The sequence below is a fragment of the Drouetiella sp. genome, from assembly GCF_059504425.1.
Genome location: NZ_JCACIN010000025.1, coordinates 281642 through 299717, shown reverse-complemented (window position 1 = coordinate 299717; position 18076 = coordinate 281642). Strand labels below are relative to the sequence as shown.

At 50.0% G+C, this 18076-nt stretch carries 16 protein-coding genes and 1 pseudogene; 9 read left to right on the top strand and 8 right to left on the bottom strand.

Annotated elements, in window-relative coordinates; translation table 11 throughout:
• Positions 1–103: 103 nt before the first annotated feature.
• The 3 genes from AC5JMP_RS06920 (at position 104) to AC5JMP_RS06910 (ending at position 3029) form a co-directional block, all read left to right on the top strand.
• Entirely contained in the window at positions 104–970 is an 867-nt protein-coding gene (locus AC5JMP_RS06920) for a calcium-binding protein (RefSeq protein ID WP_495850697.1), read from the top strand.
• A gap of 288 nt (positions 971–1258) precedes the next feature.
• Positions 1259–1618, top strand: coding sequence for a hypothetical protein (locus AC5JMP_RS06915; RefSeq protein WP_495850696.1), 360 nt, complete (start codon positions 1259–1261; stop codon positions 1616–1618).
• 478 nt (positions 1619–2096) lie between these two features.
• Positions 2097–3029: a glycosyltransferase family 9 protein gene (locus AC5JMP_RS06910; RefSeq protein WP_495850695.1), complete on the top strand. Its 933-nt coding sequence runs from the start codon at positions 2097–2099 to the stop codon at positions 3027–3029.
• Positions 3030–3057: 28 nt separating this feature from the next.
• Here the strand turns inward: AC5JMP_RS06910 and AC5JMP_RS06905 are convergent, their stop codons facing one another.
• Positions 3058–3690 (bottom strand): glutathione S-transferase family protein, encoded by a 633-nt coding sequence (locus AC5JMP_RS06905; RefSeq protein ID WP_495850694.1) that lies wholly within the window; start codon positions 3688–3690, stop codon positions 3058–3060.
• A gap of 186 nt (positions 3691–3876) precedes the next feature.
• Here AC5JMP_RS06905 and AC5JMP_RS06900 point away from each other — a divergent pair, with 186 nt between their 5' ends.
• Positions 3877–4287: a MarR family winged helix-turn-helix transcriptional regulator gene (locus AC5JMP_RS06900; protein WP_495850693.1), complete on the top strand. Its 411-nt coding sequence runs from the start codon at positions 3877–3879 to the stop codon at positions 4285–4287.
• Between the two features lie 101 nt (positions 4288–4388).
• Positions 4389–5390, top strand: coding sequence for a pentapeptide repeat-containing protein (locus AC5JMP_RS06895; protein ID WP_495850692.1), 1002 nt, complete (start codon positions 4389–4391; stop codon positions 5388–5390).
• Positions 5391–5643: 253 nt separating this feature from the next.
• On the opposite strand, the gene hpsU is transcribed toward AC5JMP_RS06895, so the two are convergent.
• The 4 genes and pseudogenes from hpsU to AC5JMP_RS06875 form a co-directional block, all read right to left on the bottom strand.
• Positions 5644–6240, bottom strand: coding sequence for a hormogonium polysaccharide biosynthesis acetyltransferase HpsU (gene hpsU, locus AC5JMP_RS06890; protein ID WP_495850691.1), 597 nt, complete (start codon positions 6238–6240; stop codon positions 5644–5646).
• Positions 6241–6252: 12 nt separating this feature from the next.
• Positions 6253–7176 (bottom strand): glycosyltransferase family 2 protein, encoded by a 924-nt coding sequence (locus tag AC5JMP_RS06885; protein WP_495850766.1) that lies wholly within the window; start codon positions 7174–7176, stop codon positions 6253–6255.
• Between the two features lie 351 nt (positions 7177–7527).
• Positions 7528–8190: pseudogene (locus AC5JMP_RS06880) on the bottom strand (glycosyltransferase family 2 protein); the annotation flags it as partial.
• Between the two features lie 209 nt (positions 8191–8399).
• On the bottom strand, positions 8400–10127 hold the full coding sequence (locus tag AC5JMP_RS06875; RefSeq protein ID WP_495850690.1) for a diflavin flavoprotein: 1728 nt from the start codon (positions 10125–10127) through the stop codon (positions 8400–8402).
• Positions 10128–10405: 278 nt separating this feature from the next.
• On the opposite strand from AC5JMP_RS06875, the gene AC5JMP_RS06870 reads away from it, so the two are divergent.
• Together AC5JMP_RS06870 and AC5JMP_RS06865 are read left to right on the top strand one after the other, a co-directional pair.
• A complete protein-coding gene (locus tag AC5JMP_RS06870; RefSeq protein ID WP_495850689.1) occupies positions 10406–11071 on the top strand; it encodes a DUF3318 domain-containing protein in 666 nt (221 codons plus the stop codon).
• Positions 11072–11099: 28 nt separating this feature from the next.
• On the top strand, positions 11100–12077 hold the full coding sequence (locus tag AC5JMP_RS06865; RefSeq protein WP_495850688.1) for an o-succinylbenzoate synthase: 978 nt from the start codon (positions 11100–11102) through the stop codon (positions 12075–12077).
• A gap of 12 nt (positions 12078–12089) precedes the next feature.
• Here the strand turns inward: AC5JMP_RS06865 and tgt are convergent, their stop codons facing one another.
• Together tgt and AC5JMP_RS06855 are read right to left on the bottom strand one after the other, a co-directional pair.
• Complete coding sequence (tgt, locus tag AC5JMP_RS06860) at positions 12090–13196, bottom strand: tRNA guanosine(34) transglycosylase Tgt (protein ID WP_495850687.1); 1107 nt, start codon at positions 13194–13196, stop codon at positions 12090–12092.
• Positions 13197–13307: 111 nt separating this feature from the next.
• The gene (locus tag AC5JMP_RS06855; protein WP_495850686.1) at positions 13308–13766 is read right to left on the bottom strand and encodes a hypothetical protein; all 459 of its coding nucleotides are present in this window, start codon (positions 13764–13766) and stop codon (positions 13308–13310) included.
• A 974-nt stretch (positions 13767–14740) separates the two neighbouring features.
• Here AC5JMP_RS06855 and AC5JMP_RS06850 point away from each other — a divergent pair.
• Positions 14741–15001: a hypothetical protein gene (locus AC5JMP_RS06850; protein ID WP_495850685.1), complete on the top strand. Its 261-nt coding sequence runs from the start codon at positions 14741–14743 to the stop codon at positions 14999–15001.
• Here AC5JMP_RS06850 and AC5JMP_RS06845 read toward each other — a convergent pair.
• Entirely contained in the window at positions 14998–16218 is a 1221-nt protein-coding gene (locus AC5JMP_RS06845; RefSeq protein WP_495850684.1) for a glycosyltransferase family 4 protein, read from the bottom strand. The genes AC5JMP_RS06850 and AC5JMP_RS06845 overlap by 4 nt on opposite strands.
• Before the next feature lie 758 nt (positions 16219–16976).
• Here AC5JMP_RS06845 and AC5JMP_RS06840 point away from each other — a divergent pair.
• Positions 16977–17972: a hypothetical protein gene (locus AC5JMP_RS06840; RefSeq protein ID WP_495850683.1), complete on the top strand. Its 996-nt coding sequence runs from the start codon at positions 16977–16979 to the stop codon at positions 17970–17972.
• Positions 17973–18076 lie beyond the last annotated feature (104 nt).

Sequence of the window (18076 nt, the reverse complement as noted above, 5' to 3'; positions counted from 1 at the left end):
TTGCAGTGCTGCCGATATCTCTACATGCAGCCGGAAAGCCAAGCAAAACGCTAGCTAACCCAACGCATCTGTAAGACACGCATATACTTCAGGAGCAATTCAAATGGCAATTATTCGCGGAACTCAATTTAGCGACAACGTTTTATACGGCAATAGCGAACTGTACGGCACCATCAGCAACGACACTATCTATGGCTATCCTTCCTCTGGAGCTGGCTCTGGCTTCAACGACTACGATGGCTACGATCGCCTTTATGGTTTTGGCGGCAATGATCTCATGTACGGCGGCAACCAAGACGACTCTCTCTATGGCGGCGAAGGCAATGACACCCTATACGGCGGATTGAACGTCAACCAATCCGGAAACGACTACTTGGTGGCTGGCAATGGTAATGACTGGCTGTATGGCGGTGCGGGCAATGACACGCTGTATGGTGAAGCAGGCAATGACCGTCTGTATGGCGAAGCAGGCAATGACTACCTGTATGGCGGTGCAGGCAATGACTACCTCTCAGGTGGAGAGGGCGATGACTACCTTTGGGGTGGAGATAGCAACGATACGCTGACGGGCGACGCAGGTAATGACACCCTCATCGGTGGCTATGGCTACGATACGCTGACAAGCGGCAGTGGCTTCAACAAGTTTCAGTTCGTTAACAAGTACGAAGGCGTTGACACCATTACTGACTTTAGCTCCTACAGCGATGACATCAGCGTCGTGCAGTCTGGATTTAAGGTCAAGGGATTCCTATTTGGCGACGTTAGCCTGTCAGTGGGAACGATTAGTTCTACGCAGTTCCGCTTAGGTGCTAAAGCCCTAGATTCTAACGACTATTTCGTTTACAACCGATCGACTGGAGCGCTGTTCTTCGATCGCGATGGATCGGGCAGCTCAGCTCAGGTTCAAGTTGCAACACTATCTAACAGAGCTGCAATGAGCTACAGCGATATCTCAGTAGTTGCGGGTTAGATAACCATAGTCTAATCCTGAGCAACATAGGCTAAACAACATAGGCCACATATTTCCTCATAGTCCTGCCATAGGTTCTTCATAGTCCCCACAACCGCCCTAGAAGCGATCGCTTCTGGGGCGGTTTATCCTAGGAGCCATAGCAGATGTAGTCGATCGCAAAAAACATCCCCTGATTGAGCCATGCCGATGTTTTTATACGGAAACCAGATACTTTTCTCGGATAATTGAATGGACCCACCCTCGGCAGCGTTCAGTCCGGCGTTCATTTTCATTAAGGAGTAGGCAATGGTCATCCAGGAGGAGTCGCAATCAATTTCCTTTCAATTCGCTCAAAAGTCGCTCAAGCCCAGACAAAAGCGGCGATCGATTGGAGCAGGTCTAGCTTTGGGTATTGCAGCAACTTGCTCGGCAGTGCTGATTAGCGGCGATCGGGTGGCAGCGCTTCCCTCCCAGAGGAGTCAGACCCCGTTAGTCAATTCCTCAGTCAATTCCTCGTTAACGGCTAGGCTGTACTCTACCGTCGAGACAACGCAAATTTCTACAGATGCCGATAATAGTGCATGGCTTTATCAGGGCGTTGTGCAACTCTCCTATGCTGGGATCATTGCCTGGGTGATTGCGTTGCTGCAAAGCAGCGGCAAGTAGGGAGTTAAGGGACAATCGATGGGAAGGGTTGTGCGATCGTCCCAAGCAGTAATTTCAACCGTTCCGCAGCCAAGATTGTATTGTGCTCCAAACAATTTTCAACCTGTTATGCTGAACCAGCTCGGCTAGCGGCATAGAAGATTTTAACTGTTCTACTCCTACTCAATAGAGCCTGGGGTAGTATTCATGCAATGATTTTTTGGGGTGTAGACTTTGCCCACACCCCAAAAAATCATTACCTCATGGGGACTGCCTGGTTGCTGACGCAGTTTTAATCCAGGAAGGTTTAGTATACCTACTGCTTCAACCAAGATTTTGCCAAAATATTGAGAATTTGCCCTGCAAACTGATAAGTTAATCAGGGTTGCATGAGGGAATACACTTCCTCTTCTGAAAAACCTAGTAGATTCTTAGTGAAGCCTAGTAGAGTCTTAAAAAGCCCATTAGATTTAGTAGCCGTATTCGTAACGGAATATATATGCGCATAGTAGCTCTTGTTCCCGGCGGGATTGGCGACCAGGTTCTGTTCTTCCCAACCCTAGATGATTTGAGAAAGAACTACCCAGATGCCGAAATTGATGTGGTGGTAGAGCCGAAGGCAAAAGCTGCCTATCGGCTCTGTAAGTCGGTAGATGACGTGCTGCTGTTTGACTATGGCGATCGCAACAGTCCGGCAGATTGGGCTAACCTTCTGGGGGTGATGCGCGATCGTTACTACACGGTTGCACTTTACGCTGGGCAAGGCTGGGGCGTAGAGCTACTGATGTGGATGACCGGGATTCCGACACGGGTAGGCTATGACAGCAGCGCGGGCAAGGGATTCTTAACCGATGTTGTGCCTGATAAATCTAATCAATATTCGGCTCATCGTTATCATGACCTGCTGCAAGGGGTGAATATCTCGACGGTAACTCCTGATTTAGCGATCGCCATTCCCAAAAAAGATCTGGATTGGGCAGAGGGTGAGCAAAAGCGGCTAGGCATCAAGGGCAGTGGCTATGTGTTGATTCACGATGGATCTGGCGAAGCGTATCCGATCGATCGCTGGAAAAGCATTGTCCAGAGCTTCCGACAACAGCAGCCTAATCTGCCAATCGTGATTGCTCAATCCAGCGAATATTTAGAATTAACGACGGCGCTAACTTCAGACTATCCTGAACTCAAGGTGACAGATCCAGGCGATCTAGGCAAGCTTGCCGCCATGATTGCCGGAGCAAATTTGATGCTATGTACCGAAAGTGCGCCCATGAACCTTGCCGTTGCGCTTCAGGTTTATACTGTCGTCTTGCGCAATTCTGCAAACGCAACTCCGCTGCCTCAAAGCGACAAACTGGCGGTTATTGCTTCTGAGACAGGCAGAGTTGCAGACATTTCGCCCGATCAGGTCTTGTCAACGGTGTGGGGCGCTTAGTGCGCTACCCAAAGATCAGGCATAAGCGCTATGCACACACTTTTTTCACATTGGGAAGCTGACTGACCTGATGCCACCAAGCCCGCAGTTTCGGAGTCTGAGCGATCGTCGCTTCATACTCCGGAGTCTGTGACAGGTAGGTGAAGACTGGAATCAGGTAGAAATCGGCGATGCTAACTTCGGAACCCAGCAAATATGGACTGCCTACCGTCAGAGACTCGATCGCCTCTAGCGCTGTTTTGACTGGAGCAATGGCAGCTTTCACCTTGTCCTCATCAGTTTCACCTCCCTGGCTGGGCACAATCAACCGCTGAATAGCAATTAACCCGATCGCGGGTGCGTAGAGATGGCTGTCCACAATTCCCATGATCTGATGCATCCGAGCCTGCTGCAATGGCTCAGAGAAGCTAAACCTATGGCTAGCTAAAATCGTATCTAGGTAGCCCATAATGGCAGTCGTTTCGTAGATAAACGCCCCGTCTACTTCCAAGGTCGGCACCTTACCAAACGGATTTTTGGCGAGATACTCCGCCGACTGGTTTTCACCATTAAAGATATCAACCTCTTTGAGTTCATAGGCTGCACCTGCTTCCTCCAGCAGTAGCCGAACGATGCGGACATAGACACTCACAGGAGTACCGTAAACCGTAAGTTGCGCCATATCTTGTAAATCCTGCAAAAATGAGACGGCCTACATTAACTTTGTGAACGAACTATTCGTCAACGAAGTCAATATAGGTTGTTTTCATGATCCCTGTCAACTGGTTCGTGAACGAAATATAATAGGGACACTTTTGTCTATTTGCGACCCGTAATTTTGTCAAATGTCCCTAGATTAGGCGAGCAATTGTGCTTTGCTCTGTATGCTGCTTCCAATACTCTTACTCGTACCTACCGATCGCTACTGGAGCCTCTAGATCTCACCTATCCACAGTTTGTGGTGATGATGGCGCTGTGGGAGCAAGACAGCGTGTGCATTACGCATCTAGCAACCTGCACAAAGCTGGGGCTACCTACAATGACTCCCTTACTTAAACGACTTGAAGATAAAAAGCTGTTGAAGCGCGAAGCCTCACCCGCAGACGATCGCCAAAAGCTGATTGTGCTGACGACCGAGGGCAAAGCTCTAGCTGTTCAAGGGGAGGCGGTCACAAAGGAAGCGTTTAGGCAGACTGGCTTCCAGCAATCAGAAGCCATGCAACTGCTTGATTTGTGCCATCAAATGCTCAAGCGAATGGAAACCGATGAATCGCTCTAACCTGCCTTGATGATGCATCTTCAGGCTTTAATGGTGCATCTAAATTCAGTAGACTGGTGCTGTCCCCTACCGGATCGCTAGAATGGCGAATCTCAAGCAAAATGACGATTCTCAAGCAAATGACGGCACTGGGAATCGATCGACGCGATCTGCGGGCGTTCTCAATTCTGGCAGTGTTTTTTGGGGTATTGATTGCGTTAGCAGGTTCCAGAATTTTTAGCCATGCGGCAAAAACCGATCGCCTGAATAGCTTGCTCGACAGCAAATCTTGCTCGAAGTGCGATTTGGATGATGCTCATCTAGAAAACGCCAATTTAGAAGGAGCAGTTCTGAAGGACACCACCCTTCGACGCGCCCATCTCTCGCAAGTCAATTTGCGAACGGCAAACTTGACGGCAGCAATTCTTAGCGAAGCTGACCTGACTGGAGCCAACTTGAGTAACGCAACGCTGGAGGAAGCAATCCTCAACGGCAGCATCTTGAAAAATGCCAATTTGAGTGAGGTAGACCTTAACGGAGCTTACCTGGGAGACAGCACGCTGCAAAATGCCAATCTGAGCAATGCAGATTTGAGCAATACTAATCTGGCACGGGCAGACTTGAGCAACGCCAATCTGCGGGATACTGATCTGAGCAATGCTGACTTGAGCCGAGCCGACTTAAGGATCGCAGATTTGCCTAGGGCAGATCTGGGGGGGGCTATGCTGCAAAAAGCAAGGCTAAATAGCGCAAACTTAACGCGAGCCAACCTATCTAGAGTCGATCTGACGCGCGCCAATTTGTCGCGATCGCAGCTGCGGGATGCCAATCTAGGCAACTCCAACCTCACGAGAGCAGATCTGCGGGGGGCTGATTTGACAAACACCTATCTGGGCGAAGCAGACCTGAGCAACGCCGACCTGCGAGGGGCAAACTTGAGCGGCGCAAATTTTTCTAAGGCTAACTTGACGGGTGCCAATCTGCGGGGCGCTAACTTGACAGGTGCTAACCTAAAACGCGCCAACCTCACCGATGCAGATGTCACAGGAGTCGATCTGAAAACGAGTCGGTTTTGCAAAACCACCCTGCCCGACGAAACCATTAATAATCAGGACTGTTTCTGACGCTCATTATCTTGTCACTCTCTGTCTTATGGCTGTTTCTGTCTTATGGCTGTTTCTGTCTTATGGCTGTCGCCAGTTTGCTCAGGATCGTGGATTAAATAACCTGTACAACCGATCTGCCGTAAAGGCTTAGCAATGCTAAGCCCCTACCCCAAGAATTACATCTTGTTAAATCCATGTTCCTTAGGACATTTTGGGTGGGGCGCTAAGCGCCCCACCCAAAATGTCCCCGTACTAACCGCCTTGGCGATTGCTATAACTCTCTGAAATACTGCGGACGACAGGGATTGCCCCAGCATACTTGTTGATCTGGCAAATTTTTCGTCACTAGGCTACGAACGCCAACCACCGCATTTGCCCCGATCGCCACTCCAGGGGCAATAAAACAGTCACTTGCGACCCAGACTCCATTGCCAATGACGATCGCTGCCGTCTTTAGCCCAAAAGCCGAGTCATGAATGTCGTGACTGCCAGTACAGAGGTAGCTCTTTTGCGAAATAACGCAGTGCTGCCCAATGTCAATACGATCGAGGCTGTATAGCACTACATCATCGCCAATCCAGCTAAAGTCACCAATGCTAACTTTCCAGGGATAGGTGATTCGAGCCGTCGGGCGAAGGATTACGCCTTTACCCACCTGAGCGCCAAATCTGCGTAGCAACCAGACGCGCGTAGAATTTGCGAAGTGGGGCGTGAGTGGAAAGGCGATGCCCTGCACCAGCCACCACAGCAAAATTGTCCAGCCCGGACGACCGCGATCGAAGCTTGATTGGTCGTAACGACTCAGATCAACCAGGGCTGGAGCATTGGCTAGAACATTAGGAAGAGTATCGTTAGTTGAAACTGACATTTCTATCTGTGTTTAAGGGGCGATCGCTCCATCAATCGTGATTTCAGGCGCATCGGGCTGCGGCTTGTTGAGGCTGCCGCCAAACCGGAGTTCATGCAGCTTTACGCCAATCTGATATTCATATTGGCTGAGCAGACGCGCATAGATATAGCCTGCTTTGCCGTCCAAGAACCCTAGGCGCAGGATGTAGGTGATGAAGAAGCGGAGGAAGGGCTTGAACGGTAGCCGCACCCAGACTTTTTTAAGAAACCGCTTGCGCTGCACGGAGTCTCCAAAGAAGTTTGCCCCGATCGTTTCACTTTCTCCCATACCTGTCAGCAGATTATAGTAAACCTGCGCCTCCCAATTTGAGTAACGATTATGTCTCTCTATCCAGTGATATAGATTGCGAAAATCGATATGCAGCATATCATTTTTCAGGTATCCAATTTTCCCTGAAATCATCACATGCTCATGCACTTCATTATCACCCGTATTGCGAATCTCTTCGGTGTGAAGGTTCTCATATCGTCCTTGGGCATGACGAAACAGGCGCAGATTCCAGTCAGGATATTTGCCGCCAAAGCGAATCCACTGTCCCAGGAAAAAGACACGACGATTCAGGTAATAGCCTGCGTGATCTGGGTTTTGAATGGCGATCGCAATTTCTTCCCAAAGCTCCGGCGTGATCCGCTCATCACAGTCCACAATCAGCACCCACTCGTTCTGAAACGGCAGATTTTCTAGCGACCAATTTTTCTTTTTGGGCCAGCGTCCGTTAAAGCAAAACTGCACCACCTTCGCGCCGTAAGATTCGGCAATTTCAATGGAGCGATCGCTGCTTTGAGAATCAACCACAAAAACTTCATCGGCAGGGATGAGGCTGGCAAGACAGGCTGGCAAGTTGGATTCTTCGTTTTTAGCAGGGATGAGAACGGAGATGGGAAGTTTGGACATAGGGAGAGGGGGGGTGGAAAGTGGGTTTCGACGTGAGTATTCAGCCGAACGGGAGTAGGGAGTGGGAGCTATAGACTTGAGGCTGTGCTTCAGCATTCCTTGAACTGTGGCTTTGAGATAGCCGACTTGTCCGTAGGCATAGGCAAAGTTGTCGAAACGTTGAGCGGGATCATGCCAGTGTTTTAGCGATCGCCATACTCCGCGCAACAGCTTTTCACCGCCATGGAAAAGCTGCCGGACTCCGACAGGGCGAGCCAACTGTTCGCGGTAGCTTTCGCTGATGCCCTGCCACCAGCCGCGATCGAGAAACCATTGGGGATACAGCCGCTCTGGGGCAACGTTGTGGGCAACGTGAGCGTCTGGCAGATAGGCAACTTGCCAGCCCTGTGCCAGCGCTAGTTCGGTCATATGCAGCTCTTCGTTGGAGAGCAGATTTTTACCCACCCGACCGAGTTGGCAATCGAAGCCACCCACCTTTTCTAAAAAACTGCGGCGGATGGAATAATTTAATCCGCGAGGCGTGAGTCCAGGTTGGGTAATGAAAATTTTTTGATTGCCTAAATCATACGCACCCAAGTTGCTGGCTAAACCGGGCGAAAGCCAGAGGGGCGGATGAGTACCGTCTGCCCACAGTAGGGTAACTTTGCCCCCAGCGATCGCCAATTTTTCGTCTTGCTGGTAGGCTTCGTACAAAACCTGTAGCCATTGGGGGCTAGCAACCGCATCGTCATCCAGGTATGCCAGGATGGGGCTTCGCGCTGATCTTGCGCCTGTGTTGCGGGCGATCGAGAGTCCGGTAGTGGCTTCATAAACGTAGCGTAAGCGATCGTCCGGCGTACTTTCAGACAGGCGTTCGCCGACTACTTCTCTAGTGCGATCGCGGGAGGCATTATCCACCACGATTACCTCAAAGTCGCCAGCAAATTCCTGAGCCAAAAGGCTATCGATTGCGGCTCCTAAATACTGCTCTCGGTTGTGGGTACAGACGATCGCGGAAATCTGTGGATTGAGCATGACTAGACCTCGCGGGTGACTCACCGAGTGGCAAGCCTTCACCCGCTAGGATGCCCAGAGACGCGATCGGGCTAACGCTCTAAATTTAGGCGTTGCTGGTTTTATGTATGATTTTTTTGAAAGGGTCACTCCGTGACCCTTTCAAAAAAATCATACCCAGATTCAACACTGCCTAAGTTTATTGCTTTAAGGTCTAACTGCTTTAAGACCTAGTAGTGATTGCCTACCTTGCGATGATGAACGGCGGTCAGCCCGTCGATCTTAGAAACGCGACCCAGATCAACCGTGCTGTAGACGAGCCAGTGATCGCTGCATTCCATGCGGCTCACTACCTCGCACTCCAGGTATGCCAACGCATCCGCCAAAATGGGAGAGCCATTGCCCGCCGCGTAGGTTTTAATGCCCGCAAAGCGATCGGCTCCCGGTGCAAATCGCTTCAGGAAGTGCTTCATCAGTGGCTGATAGTTGCCTTCTTCCAGCACGTTAAGCACAAAGCGATCGCCCACATGCATAAAGGACTCGATCGCCCGATCTTTTGCCACGGCGATCGTAAAGCCAATGGGCTTGAGGCTGGCTTGAGACACCCAGGATGCCAGCATGGCGCTAGACACGCCTTCTTTCATCGCTGTAATAATATACAATCCGCCGCTCAGCCGACCCAGGGCTTTATCCAGCTCATTGTCTAGCGACTTCATTTGCTTGACGGCGCGATCGCGGGTTAGCCACTGTCCTAGATCGGTTCCGGCTTCTTCACAGAGTTGGAAGGTCGATTTATTGGGGGTTTCTTTGATCAAGATGGGCGCGAAGCCTTCCCTGACACCAATTTCTTGAAACTGATTGCGGAGGGGGTAGACAGATTCATCATCACCGCCGCCCACTTCAAACAAACCTATCGTTTGCTTGGCATTGGTTGCCGCCAAAATTGTGCCGATCGCCGCTCTTGTAGCGTTGGCAAACTCGCCCGTCTGGGGCGGCATTCCTATCACCACACCCGACGCAAGGCTGACCATTTCGCTGATTTCGTGTGGCTCTGCATACTTAAGGTCTAGCAGTTCCACCGCCACGCCCGTTTTGGTGATGCCTTGGGCGATCGCCTGAGCGAGTGCCTCCCCATAGCCATAGTCGCTGGCGTAGAACAGAGCAACGGTAGTTTCGGCTTTTGCCTGTGCCTGACTCCAATCCCGGTAGCGTCCCACCAATTCAGGAACGTTGTAGTGCAGCAAAGGGCCATGTCCAGTGGCGATCGTCTTAATTTCAGGCAGCTCCTTCATTCGCTTTAGGGCAGCTAGCACCGATCGCGCGTTGGGTCCCATCAAGCAGTCGTAGTAAAGCTTGTAGTCAGCATCCAAAATTTCCAGGTCTTCGTCGTAGGTGTGGTCATCGCAGAAGTGCAGCCCAAACACATCGCAGGTGAACAGAACGCTGGTTTTGTGATCAAACGTCAGAATTGTGTCCGGCCAATGCAGGTTAGGAGCCGAGACAAATTCCAGCTCATGCCCTTTACCCAGATCTAGGCGATCGCCATTCTTAATCTGCATTCGCTCAAACGGCTGATGCACCTGATCATCCAAAAACTGCATTGCCACCTTGGAACCCACAACAACAATATGAGGGGCGCGCTGCAAAATATCTTTGATTAAGCCGCTGTGGTCGGGTTCAGTATGGCTAACGATCAGGTAATCGATTTCGGCAGGGTCGATTAGATCCATCAGCTTTTCCAGGTAGAGCTGGCGGAATTTCTCGTGAGAGGTGTCTACAAGAGCAATCTTGTCGCCTCGGATCAGAAAAGAATTGTAGGTCGTGCCGTTTTCCAGCTCAAATTCAATATCAAAGCGATCGCGATCCCAGTCAAGCGATCGAATAGTGGTGGTGTCGGCTGCAATCTCCTGAACCTGTAGCGTCAATCGGCTGAGAGAGCGTTCCGCAAGTGCGACCATACCTAACCCTCCTAAAAATGCTTTATTAAGATATTTCTCTACTTCTCATTATGGGGTCGTAGACCTAACTTTTGTAAAGTTCTAATAAGCAATACTACTCATTGAGTAGGCTTATATTGATTTTAGATTTTGGATTATGCAACTTCAAAATCTGGCTGTTTTTGGACAAAATTTTCCCTGTCCTAAAATCAAACCTCTAAGATAGAGAAGAGAGGGTGAAACCCCGCTATACTTTCCTCAAAAGTGTTTTAATACTTGATGCGACTAGGGCTATATCCATGACCTCATATGCCACTTCTACTGCGCGATCGGATTTGAGCGAGTTGCGTCGGCTTAAGTCCTTGCTACCTCCTGAACTCAAGAGCTGGGTCACAGTTGAGGCAGCAACGGCTGTAAATCCGCCGCTCGTTACTTCTGAAGAAATCGGCAAGGATCAAGTTGAAGTTCAGGTGGATCTGGCAAAGTGGGAAATGCTGGCGCTCGATCAGCGAAATCTGCTGTTCTGGCATGAGGTAGCGCGCATTCAAAATGACACCATCCCTAAAGACGGTTGGGAAATGGCGGCATTGGCGATCGGTCTAGGCGGCGCAGTCGGAGAACTCTGGGTGCAGGATGGCTTGCTCTTGTTCTTGGCATTGGGGCTTTGCGGCGTGTCCGGCTGGCGCTTGTATCAGCGCAACAACGGCATGAAGACCCTGAAGGAAGCGATCGATGCTGACGAACGGGCGATCGCGCTGGCGACCCGCTTTGGCTACACGTTACCCAACGCTTATAAGAGTTTGGGTAGCGCCTTGAAGGTGCTGATTGAACAGACGCCCAAGAAAAAGCAGCGCAAGAAATATGAAGATCGGCTGGATGCCCTAAAGAAGAGTGCAGCCAAGGCGAAAGAGAAGGCAAAAACAGGCGGTCGTGAACCTGTCGATTCCTATTCAGATGCCTACTGATTTTGATGCCCTTTAAGGGAAGAACCTCATGCATTCTGCTCGACTGGAACTGCGATCGTATCGTCGTCCTTTCCGCCAACCTCTCAAGACCTATCACGGGCTGTGGAGCCTGCGCGAAGGGATTGTGCTAAAGCTAACGGATGACGAAGGGCGAGTCGGCTGGGGTGAAATTGCGCCAATTGTTGAATTCGGCACCGAAAGCATGGGGCAGGCGATTCAGTTTTGTCGATCGCTTCCCCAGATTACGCCTGAGCTAATTGAGCAGATTCCCGGTGAGTTCCCTGCCTGTCAATTTGGGTTAGAATCTGCCTGGGAGACGCTGACGACAAATGGAGCGATCGCCCATGACTTTACCCAATGCCACCTGCTGCCCTCTGGAGCCAATGCTATGCTGACTTGGCAGCCGCTCTGGCAGGCCGGGGCACGTACCTTCAAGTGGAAAATTGGCGTAGCGCCCCTCAACGAAGAGCTGAACCTGCTGGAGAATTTGTTTGGCGCTCTGCCTGCTGGAGCGCAGCTTCGGTTAGATGCCAATGGCGGATTAAGTTGGGAGGCAGCCTGTGAATGGCTTCAAGTTTGCGATCGCTACCCTGTCGAGTTTTTAGAGCAGCCCTTGCCCCCCGATCAGCTTAGTGAAATGCTGCAACTGCGCGATCGCTACACCACGCCGATCGCCCTAGATGAGTCGGTAACAACCCTCGATCAGCTAGAATTCTGCCATCAGCAGGGCTGGCGCGGCATTTTTGTGATTAAGGCGGCGATCGCGGGTTCTCCTACGCGGCTACGGCAAATTTGTCAGGAGTGTCAATTAGATGTGGTCTGGTCTTCGGCGTTTGAAACGGCAATCGCGCGGCAATATATTCTCAACACACTGATCCCCTCACTACCTCTTTCAGAACGAGCGATCGGATTTGGGGTCAAGAGTTGGTTTGCCAATTCTGTGCTGGATCAGCCAGAGTTTGAAGAGATTTGGCGCAGCCTAGAGCCAGTTAGCGCAAGGGGATAGAAATTCACCATTCTATTGCTTCAACCACTCTCCAAACTCCTCAACAAATCGATCGCTCAAAATAGACTCCCGAATCCGCTGGGTGAACCGAATCAGCTCCGTAATGTTGTGAATCGACAGAAGCGTGTAGGCTAAAAGCTCCTGCGATCGCAATAGGTGGCTAAGATAAGCCCGTGTAAAGGTCTGGCAAGTATAACAGGGACAATCACTATCCAGCGGCGTAAAGTCCTCGCGGTATCGGGCATTTTTCAGATTCCAGCGATCGCCCTGCACCAGAGCGCTGCCATGCCGTGCAAGACGAGTGGGAATAACGCAGTCAAAGAGGTCAATCCCTGCCGCGATCGACTGCGCCATTTCTCGATAGGTGCCGACTCCCATTAGGTAGCGAGGTTTGTCAGTCGGCAGCAGAGGCGTAGTGGCTCGCACGATCATCTCAATTAGCTCAGGAGGTTCGCCGACGCTAACTCCCCCGATCGCATACCCTGGCAAATCAAGCGTCGCTAGCTCTTGAGCCGCTTTTTGACGGAGTTCTGGATAAACGCCACCCTGCACAATGCCAAACAGCGCTTGATCCGATCGCTCATGGGCTGCCATACAGCGCTTCAGCCAGCGAAAGGTGCGATTTGTCGCCTCTACGACCGCTTCACGGGTGGCGGGATAGGGCGGACATTCATCAAATGCCATAATGACATCCGCACCTAGCGCATTCTGAATTTGAATCGATCGCTCTGGGCTGAGGTGAATCATCTGCCCGTCTCTGGGCGATCGAAAGGTGACACCCTCCTCAGCAATCGATCGGATTTCGCTGAGGCTAAAGACTTGAAATCCGCCGGAGTCCGTCAGAATCGGCTGCTTCCAGCCCATGAACTGATGTAGACCTCCAGCCTTGGCAACGATGTCCTCTCCCGGTTGCAGATGTAGGTGATAAGTGTTTGCCAAAACCATTTGCGCCCCTGCTGCCTGAAGCTGCTCTGGCGTAACGGTCTTGACGTTTGCCAAGGTACCTACAGGCATGAAGCGTGGGGTGGCAATCGCGCCATGGGGAGTGACAAAAACACCCGCTCTGGCTGCCGTCTGGCTACAGTGCGCCTGACACTCAAAGGAAAATCCAACAGTCAATGGCTTCTCGAACCCTAAAATTATTCTCTAAGAACTATTCTCTCTCTAAAGGCGTTAAAAATGCAGAGCTTTTAAAAATGCCGCGATCGGGCTTGCCTTGTTCCAACTGGACTACATCGAAAAGTTTTCTTCATCATCCATCCGGACATCCCACCCTGCCGACAGCACCTCGGCAACGACTGCCTCTAGAGCTGCAACATTGAGGCTACGAGCCGTCTGCTCTTGCAGAGGATTTGATACTGGAATGAGCCTGAGCTGGCTATGGTCTTGTACCAAATCAAAATAGGCCTGTTTCTCTGGAGAACGCTTCAGCTCCAGATAATCGAAGCTTTGAACGTTGATGTAAAGCGTGTGATTAGCAACTAGGGTCGATCGTTGGACATCAGCAAACACCTCAATCACATAGCCCTCGTCCTCTGCCAGCAGATGACCATCCTGGCTATAGCGGTAATGAACCCGATTCAGATCCGCCAAAACTCTTTGCATATCCTGCTTGTTCACAATAATGCCATTGTCAACAATGCAGGGAGCAGGAAGCTTGGCATTTCCAGAAAGATGGTCGTAACTCATAAGGGAAAAGCCGTTAATCTAGATAGAACTTAAGGTTGGCTATTTAATAAAGACTCAAGGCAATGAGTTGATAAAGCTGTCACCGTCTAGTAAACACAGTCTCTAAAAATAGTTTGAGCATCAAGACAGAACTGGATGAACCCCCAATTTTGCACCAATTTACTCTACTGGGCAGACAAATGTCGTCTAAACATATGTGTCCAGTCTGCGTAGAAAAAATTGTCAAGACCTAGCTAGCAGGGTGTTTCACAATGCAGAGCATATTCAGTAATTGAGTATCTTGCTGTGTTACAAGCTATGTTGCAGATTGTCGTATCACGGTGGTGTATCATGATGCTACCGATGGTTGAGCGCCGAGGAAACTCTACCTTAAACTGACCAGAACAAGCCTCATAAACCAATATTAGCTCAGGTTGTTGAACTGACCCTAGTAAAATTCACGGAAGCCCATTTTGCACCTGCGTTATGGCTGTGCGCCAGTTTGCTTAGGACATTTTGGGTGGGGCGCGAAGCACCCCACCCAAAATGTCCCTGTCCTAACCGCCTTGGCGGTTGCTGTAGATGAGATTGAAGCAAAAATTTTGTAGAGCATGTAGATTATTATGGCTGCGACCTAGAACTAGCCGTTCAGCCAGAACGCTGAATCTTGAGACAGTCCATACCTTCTTGTCCTGTCTCCAAGAAATCTCTGTCTGGCCGCTCTGCTCAGGCACTCTGCCTAGCTACTTTGTCAGTCACTTTACCCAGCCATGAGGGGCGTTACACCTTCTACGAGGGAACCATCTAGAGTTATTCTTATAGTTCCCTATGAAAGGGTTCTGTCTAGGTTAATCTTGTAGCGATCGCCCCTTAGCTAAAGAGAAAATAAGCCATGGAACTTCATGAACTTGGAACACTGATTTTGATGCTCAGCCCCGGACTGCTGCTGTCTGTGTTAGTGATGGCACTATTCGCAGCAGGCGGCTAATCATCCAATGGCTTCTTTGACCTCAGTGGTGCTTCCTGTGCCGACGCATTCTACCTACATGCCCTATCTGCTTAAATACAACATTTCCCCCGTTGAAGGGGGAGTGATTTTGAGCATCTGGGAGCCAGCTGTTAAAAATGAGGTTAGAGTAAAACCTTTTTTGTACATGATTCGCTATCGGCTGCCTTCGGAAGCCGAGGCGATGAAGCTGCTCTCAGAATATCTAGCCACTTACAAGACGAAGGCACAAATTCCACAAGAAATCTAGGCAGAACCCTGAGCCATCTCCTCAATTAACCGCAGATGTTGCGGCAAAAGATCGGCTGAGGCATATCTTTCTAGAGCTGTTTTTCGGGCGTTAGCACGGATCTCTGCCATGCCCGTGGGATGATCTAGCACCTCCTCAATTCGGTCTGCGATACCCTGGGGCGAGAAAAAATCGACAAGCAGTCCATTTTCTCCATCTTGAATAATCTCTCTGACCGGAGGCGTATCTGATCCCAGAACCAAGCATCCGGTGGCAAGAGCTTCAATCATTGACCAGGACAGGACAAAGGGTACTGTCAGGTAAACATGCACCGATGAGGCTTGAATCACTTGGCGATACTGACCATAGGGCAAAGATCCAGTGAAATGAACCCGTGATAGATCGAGGGGAAATTGTTGCAGCATCAGATCTTTGTAGTTTTGCCCCTCTGGCAATGCCGCCCCGTAGCAGACGCGATTAGAACCGACAATCACCACATGGCAGAGAGGACGGCGCTCTTGGAGATGGGCGATCGCCTCGATCATCTGGGGAAAGCCGCGATAGGGTTCCATTCCCCGCGAGACGTAGGTGACAATTTCATCCACATGGGACAGGTCTAAACCCAGATCGGGTAAGACCAGCTTGGCACCGGGCTTGGGGCAAAAGTAGTCAGTGTCTACACCATCATGCAGCACCGAAATCTTATCTTGGTACTCTGGCGGGAACTGCGACTTTTGCCAAACCGTGGGAGAAAGACCGCGATCGCAGCTATATAAGTCAACCAGAATCGGCGCATTCTTGATCCGTAAGCGCGGCGCATCGTCTGGGCTAGGCGGATCTGCCGGATCGAAGCCCACATCAGCACCGCGCGATCGATAAAACCACTCGAAGTAGCAGAGCAGCGGCACATCTGGGAACGCATCTTTAATGAACAACGGCATTCCCCAACCCGAATGGGCACAAACTACATCGGGCACAAATCCATTCGCCTCTAGCTGCTGCGCTAGCCGAAAGACTGCCTGTCCCTTCAAAACAGCAGATTCCAAAGGCTGAATGTAGTGATGTGTCTGGGGATAGGGCTGACGGCTAGGTTGAAAAATCGCTTTGCGAATGCCCGGAAGCGTCACATCTTGATTTTGGGTGCCAAAAACAACCTGATTTTTGGGATCTTGGCTGAGAGCGGCGGCAACATGGCGATACTGGGCTGGAAAATTGGTGTGCAAGAAGAGAACTCGCATCAGGGCTGTCCATAAAAACCTAATGCATTATCGCTCAGTCGGGTTACGCCCGCCCACGACACTTTTCAAGCGTGTGTTGGCTGAATTGCTACAAAGGCTAAATTGAACTCAAAATACTGGAAATAGATATAACTCAGTTAACGATCGCTCCTTGCACGCCCCGACTGTTAACTGAGTTATGTCATCCGCTCAGGCCTGGTTATAGAAATCACCAATACTGAATTCTTTACAACTCAAAATATTGGACTCAGCCAAATAGCTGAACTCACATCACTAAAATTGCTGATACCTCTCTAATCTAATGAATCAGGAATACAAAAAACCTAAATAAGTTCTATATGAAGATGCTTTTTATCTACATAAAGAAGCAATGTAGTCTATTCATCAATCAACGGCTAGATAAGGCTTTGAATAGTTAAAAGGATTGCTAGCAGCATATTTGAAAAAAATAAACGCCTTTATTTTCAATTAATTGGAATCCTATCTCTGTATTTTCAACGATTGCAATGAATAAACTTAGCTGTTAGAACAAAATCATCTAGCAACGAAGATTATCTAAAACCAAAACATGGTTTTAGGACTTAAAGAAGAATAGGTCTTAAGGACACATTGCCAGACTAAAACAACTTATTGAACTTTCACCAATCCACTTAACGAATTGATTGATGAGGATGATTTCCATTTCGATGGTGATCTCTAAGTATTGGAGTTTAAGTAGCAAAAACGATCGCCACCTCTAGAAAGTAAGGAACAGAAAAATGGTTAGGGGACTGATAGAACGAACAAAGCTAGCTCATCAAGTCACAGAGGAGGAGGCGATCGCCTTTTCTCAACTCGGCGATCGGCTTTTTGATGAGCTAGCCTCCAGAATTGCCACCCGCCGGGACTATCGCCTACTCTTTGAACACACGCTGAAACCTGAGCTATTTCAGCAAATCCAGATTGCTGCCGCTGGCTATGTTTCTGCCTGTTTAAACAGCCCCGTTATCTTATCTGAAGCAGAAATGCTGGAACGGCTTCTAGAAGCTAAAGGCACAATTCCTAACTACATGGGAACTGGGCTACTCATGCCTAAGCGTGAGCATATTCTAGAATTCAATACCTTTCAAAAAAGCGTGGCTAACGCCTTCCGTCAGCTAGGCGCCAATGACCTGATCGATGCCGTCGATCTGCCTGTCAATCTCCGTATTGTTTATGGCAAGATGGCTGCGGATAAATTGCGGCTGCCGTTCACTAGCACCAAGCGCCACAGCGACGTTTGGGCTGGGGTGGCGGCAGATGCCACAGTGGTCGTTCTGCCTCTCTTTGGTGACATCGAAAACATCACCATTGAAGCGGGAGAAATGCCCCGCGAAATGGAATTGCCCTCGATGCGAGTGATGTCCGACTTTAGCGAAGGGCGAGACATCCCCATGGTAGTCTCCTACGACAATGCCAGCTTGCAGCACGGCACGATGTACTTCAACGATGCGCGCGGACTCCACCAAACCGTGAGACGAGTCTCCGATGGCGTACGAATCTCCGTTGATTTTCGCTTCCGTCGAAAATTTAACGAAGCTTACAGGGCAATGGTGCCTCCCAGCGGCGGCGGCGTGGAAACAGATATGAGTGTGCCCTATGAAGACTGGTTGAAGGTGGGCACAGACTCACTGATTGTGTTCGATGAGTCTGTCGAAGCCGCTAAAGCCAGGAAAAACAATTCGGGTGCGGTTCCCCTCTATACCAGGGATTACCGTACCGTCCAGATGTTTTAACGCTCCAGGCATCAGGGTGTGTTTTAACGCTCCAGGCATCAGGGTGTAACGCTCAGCCAATCCGGCTAGATTTTCTCTCAGGTTAGGGCTTTGTCCTGACCACT

Coding starts and splice junctions, on each gene's coding strand:
- AC5JMP_RS06840 (WP_495850683.1), top strand. CDS start 16,977: ATGGTTAGGGGACTGATAGAACGAACAAAGCTAGCTCATCAAGTCACA.
- AC5JMP_RS06870 (WP_495850689.1), top strand. CDS start 10,406: ATGACCTCATATGCCACTTCTACTGCGCGATCGGATTTGAGCGAGTTG.
- AC5JMP_RS06855 (WP_495850686.1), bottom strand. CDS start 13,766: ATGAGTTACGACCATCTTTCTGGAAATGCCAAGCTTCCTGCTCCCTGC.
- AC5JMP_RS06845 (WP_495850684.1), bottom strand. CDS start 16,218: ATGCGAGTTCTCTTCTTGCACACCAATTTTCCAGCCCAGTATCGCCAT.
- AC5JMP_RS06875 (WP_495850690.1), bottom strand. CDS start 10,127: ATGGTCGCACTTGCGGAACGCTCTCTCAGCCGATTGACGCTACAGGTT.
- AC5JMP_RS06850 (WP_495850685.1), top strand. CDS start 14,741: ATGGCTTCTTTGACCTCAGTGGTGCTTCCTGTGCCGACGCATTCTACC.
- AC5JMP_RS06895 (WP_495850692.1), top strand. CDS start 4,389: ATGACGATTCTCAAGCAAATGACGGCACTGGGAATCGATCGACGCGAT.
- AC5JMP_RS06920 (WP_495850697.1), top strand. CDS start 104: ATGGCAATTATTCGCGGAACTCAATTTAGCGACAACGTTTTATACGGC.
- AC5JMP_RS06865 (WP_495850688.1), top strand. CDS start 11,100: ATGCATTCTGCTCGACTGGAACTGCGATCGTATCGTCGTCCTTTCCGC.
- AC5JMP_RS06915 (WP_495850696.1), top strand. CDS start 1,259: ATGGTCATCCAGGAGGAGTCGCAATCAATTTCCTTTCAATTCGCTCAA.
- AC5JMP_RS06885 (WP_495850766.1), bottom strand. CDS start 7,176: ATGTCCAAACTTCCCATCTCCGTTCTCATCCCTGCTAAAAACGAAGAA.
- hpsU (WP_495850691.1), bottom strand. CDS start 6,240: ATGTCAGTTTCAACTAACGATACTCTTCCTAATGTTCTAGCCAATGCT.
- AC5JMP_RS06905 (WP_495850694.1), bottom strand. CDS start 3,690: ATGGCGCAACTTACGGTTTACGGTACTCCTGTGAGTGTCTATGTCCGC.
- AC5JMP_RS06910 (WP_495850695.1), top strand. CDS start 2,097: ATGCGCATAGTAGCTCTTGTTCCCGGCGGGATTGGCGACCAGGTTCTG.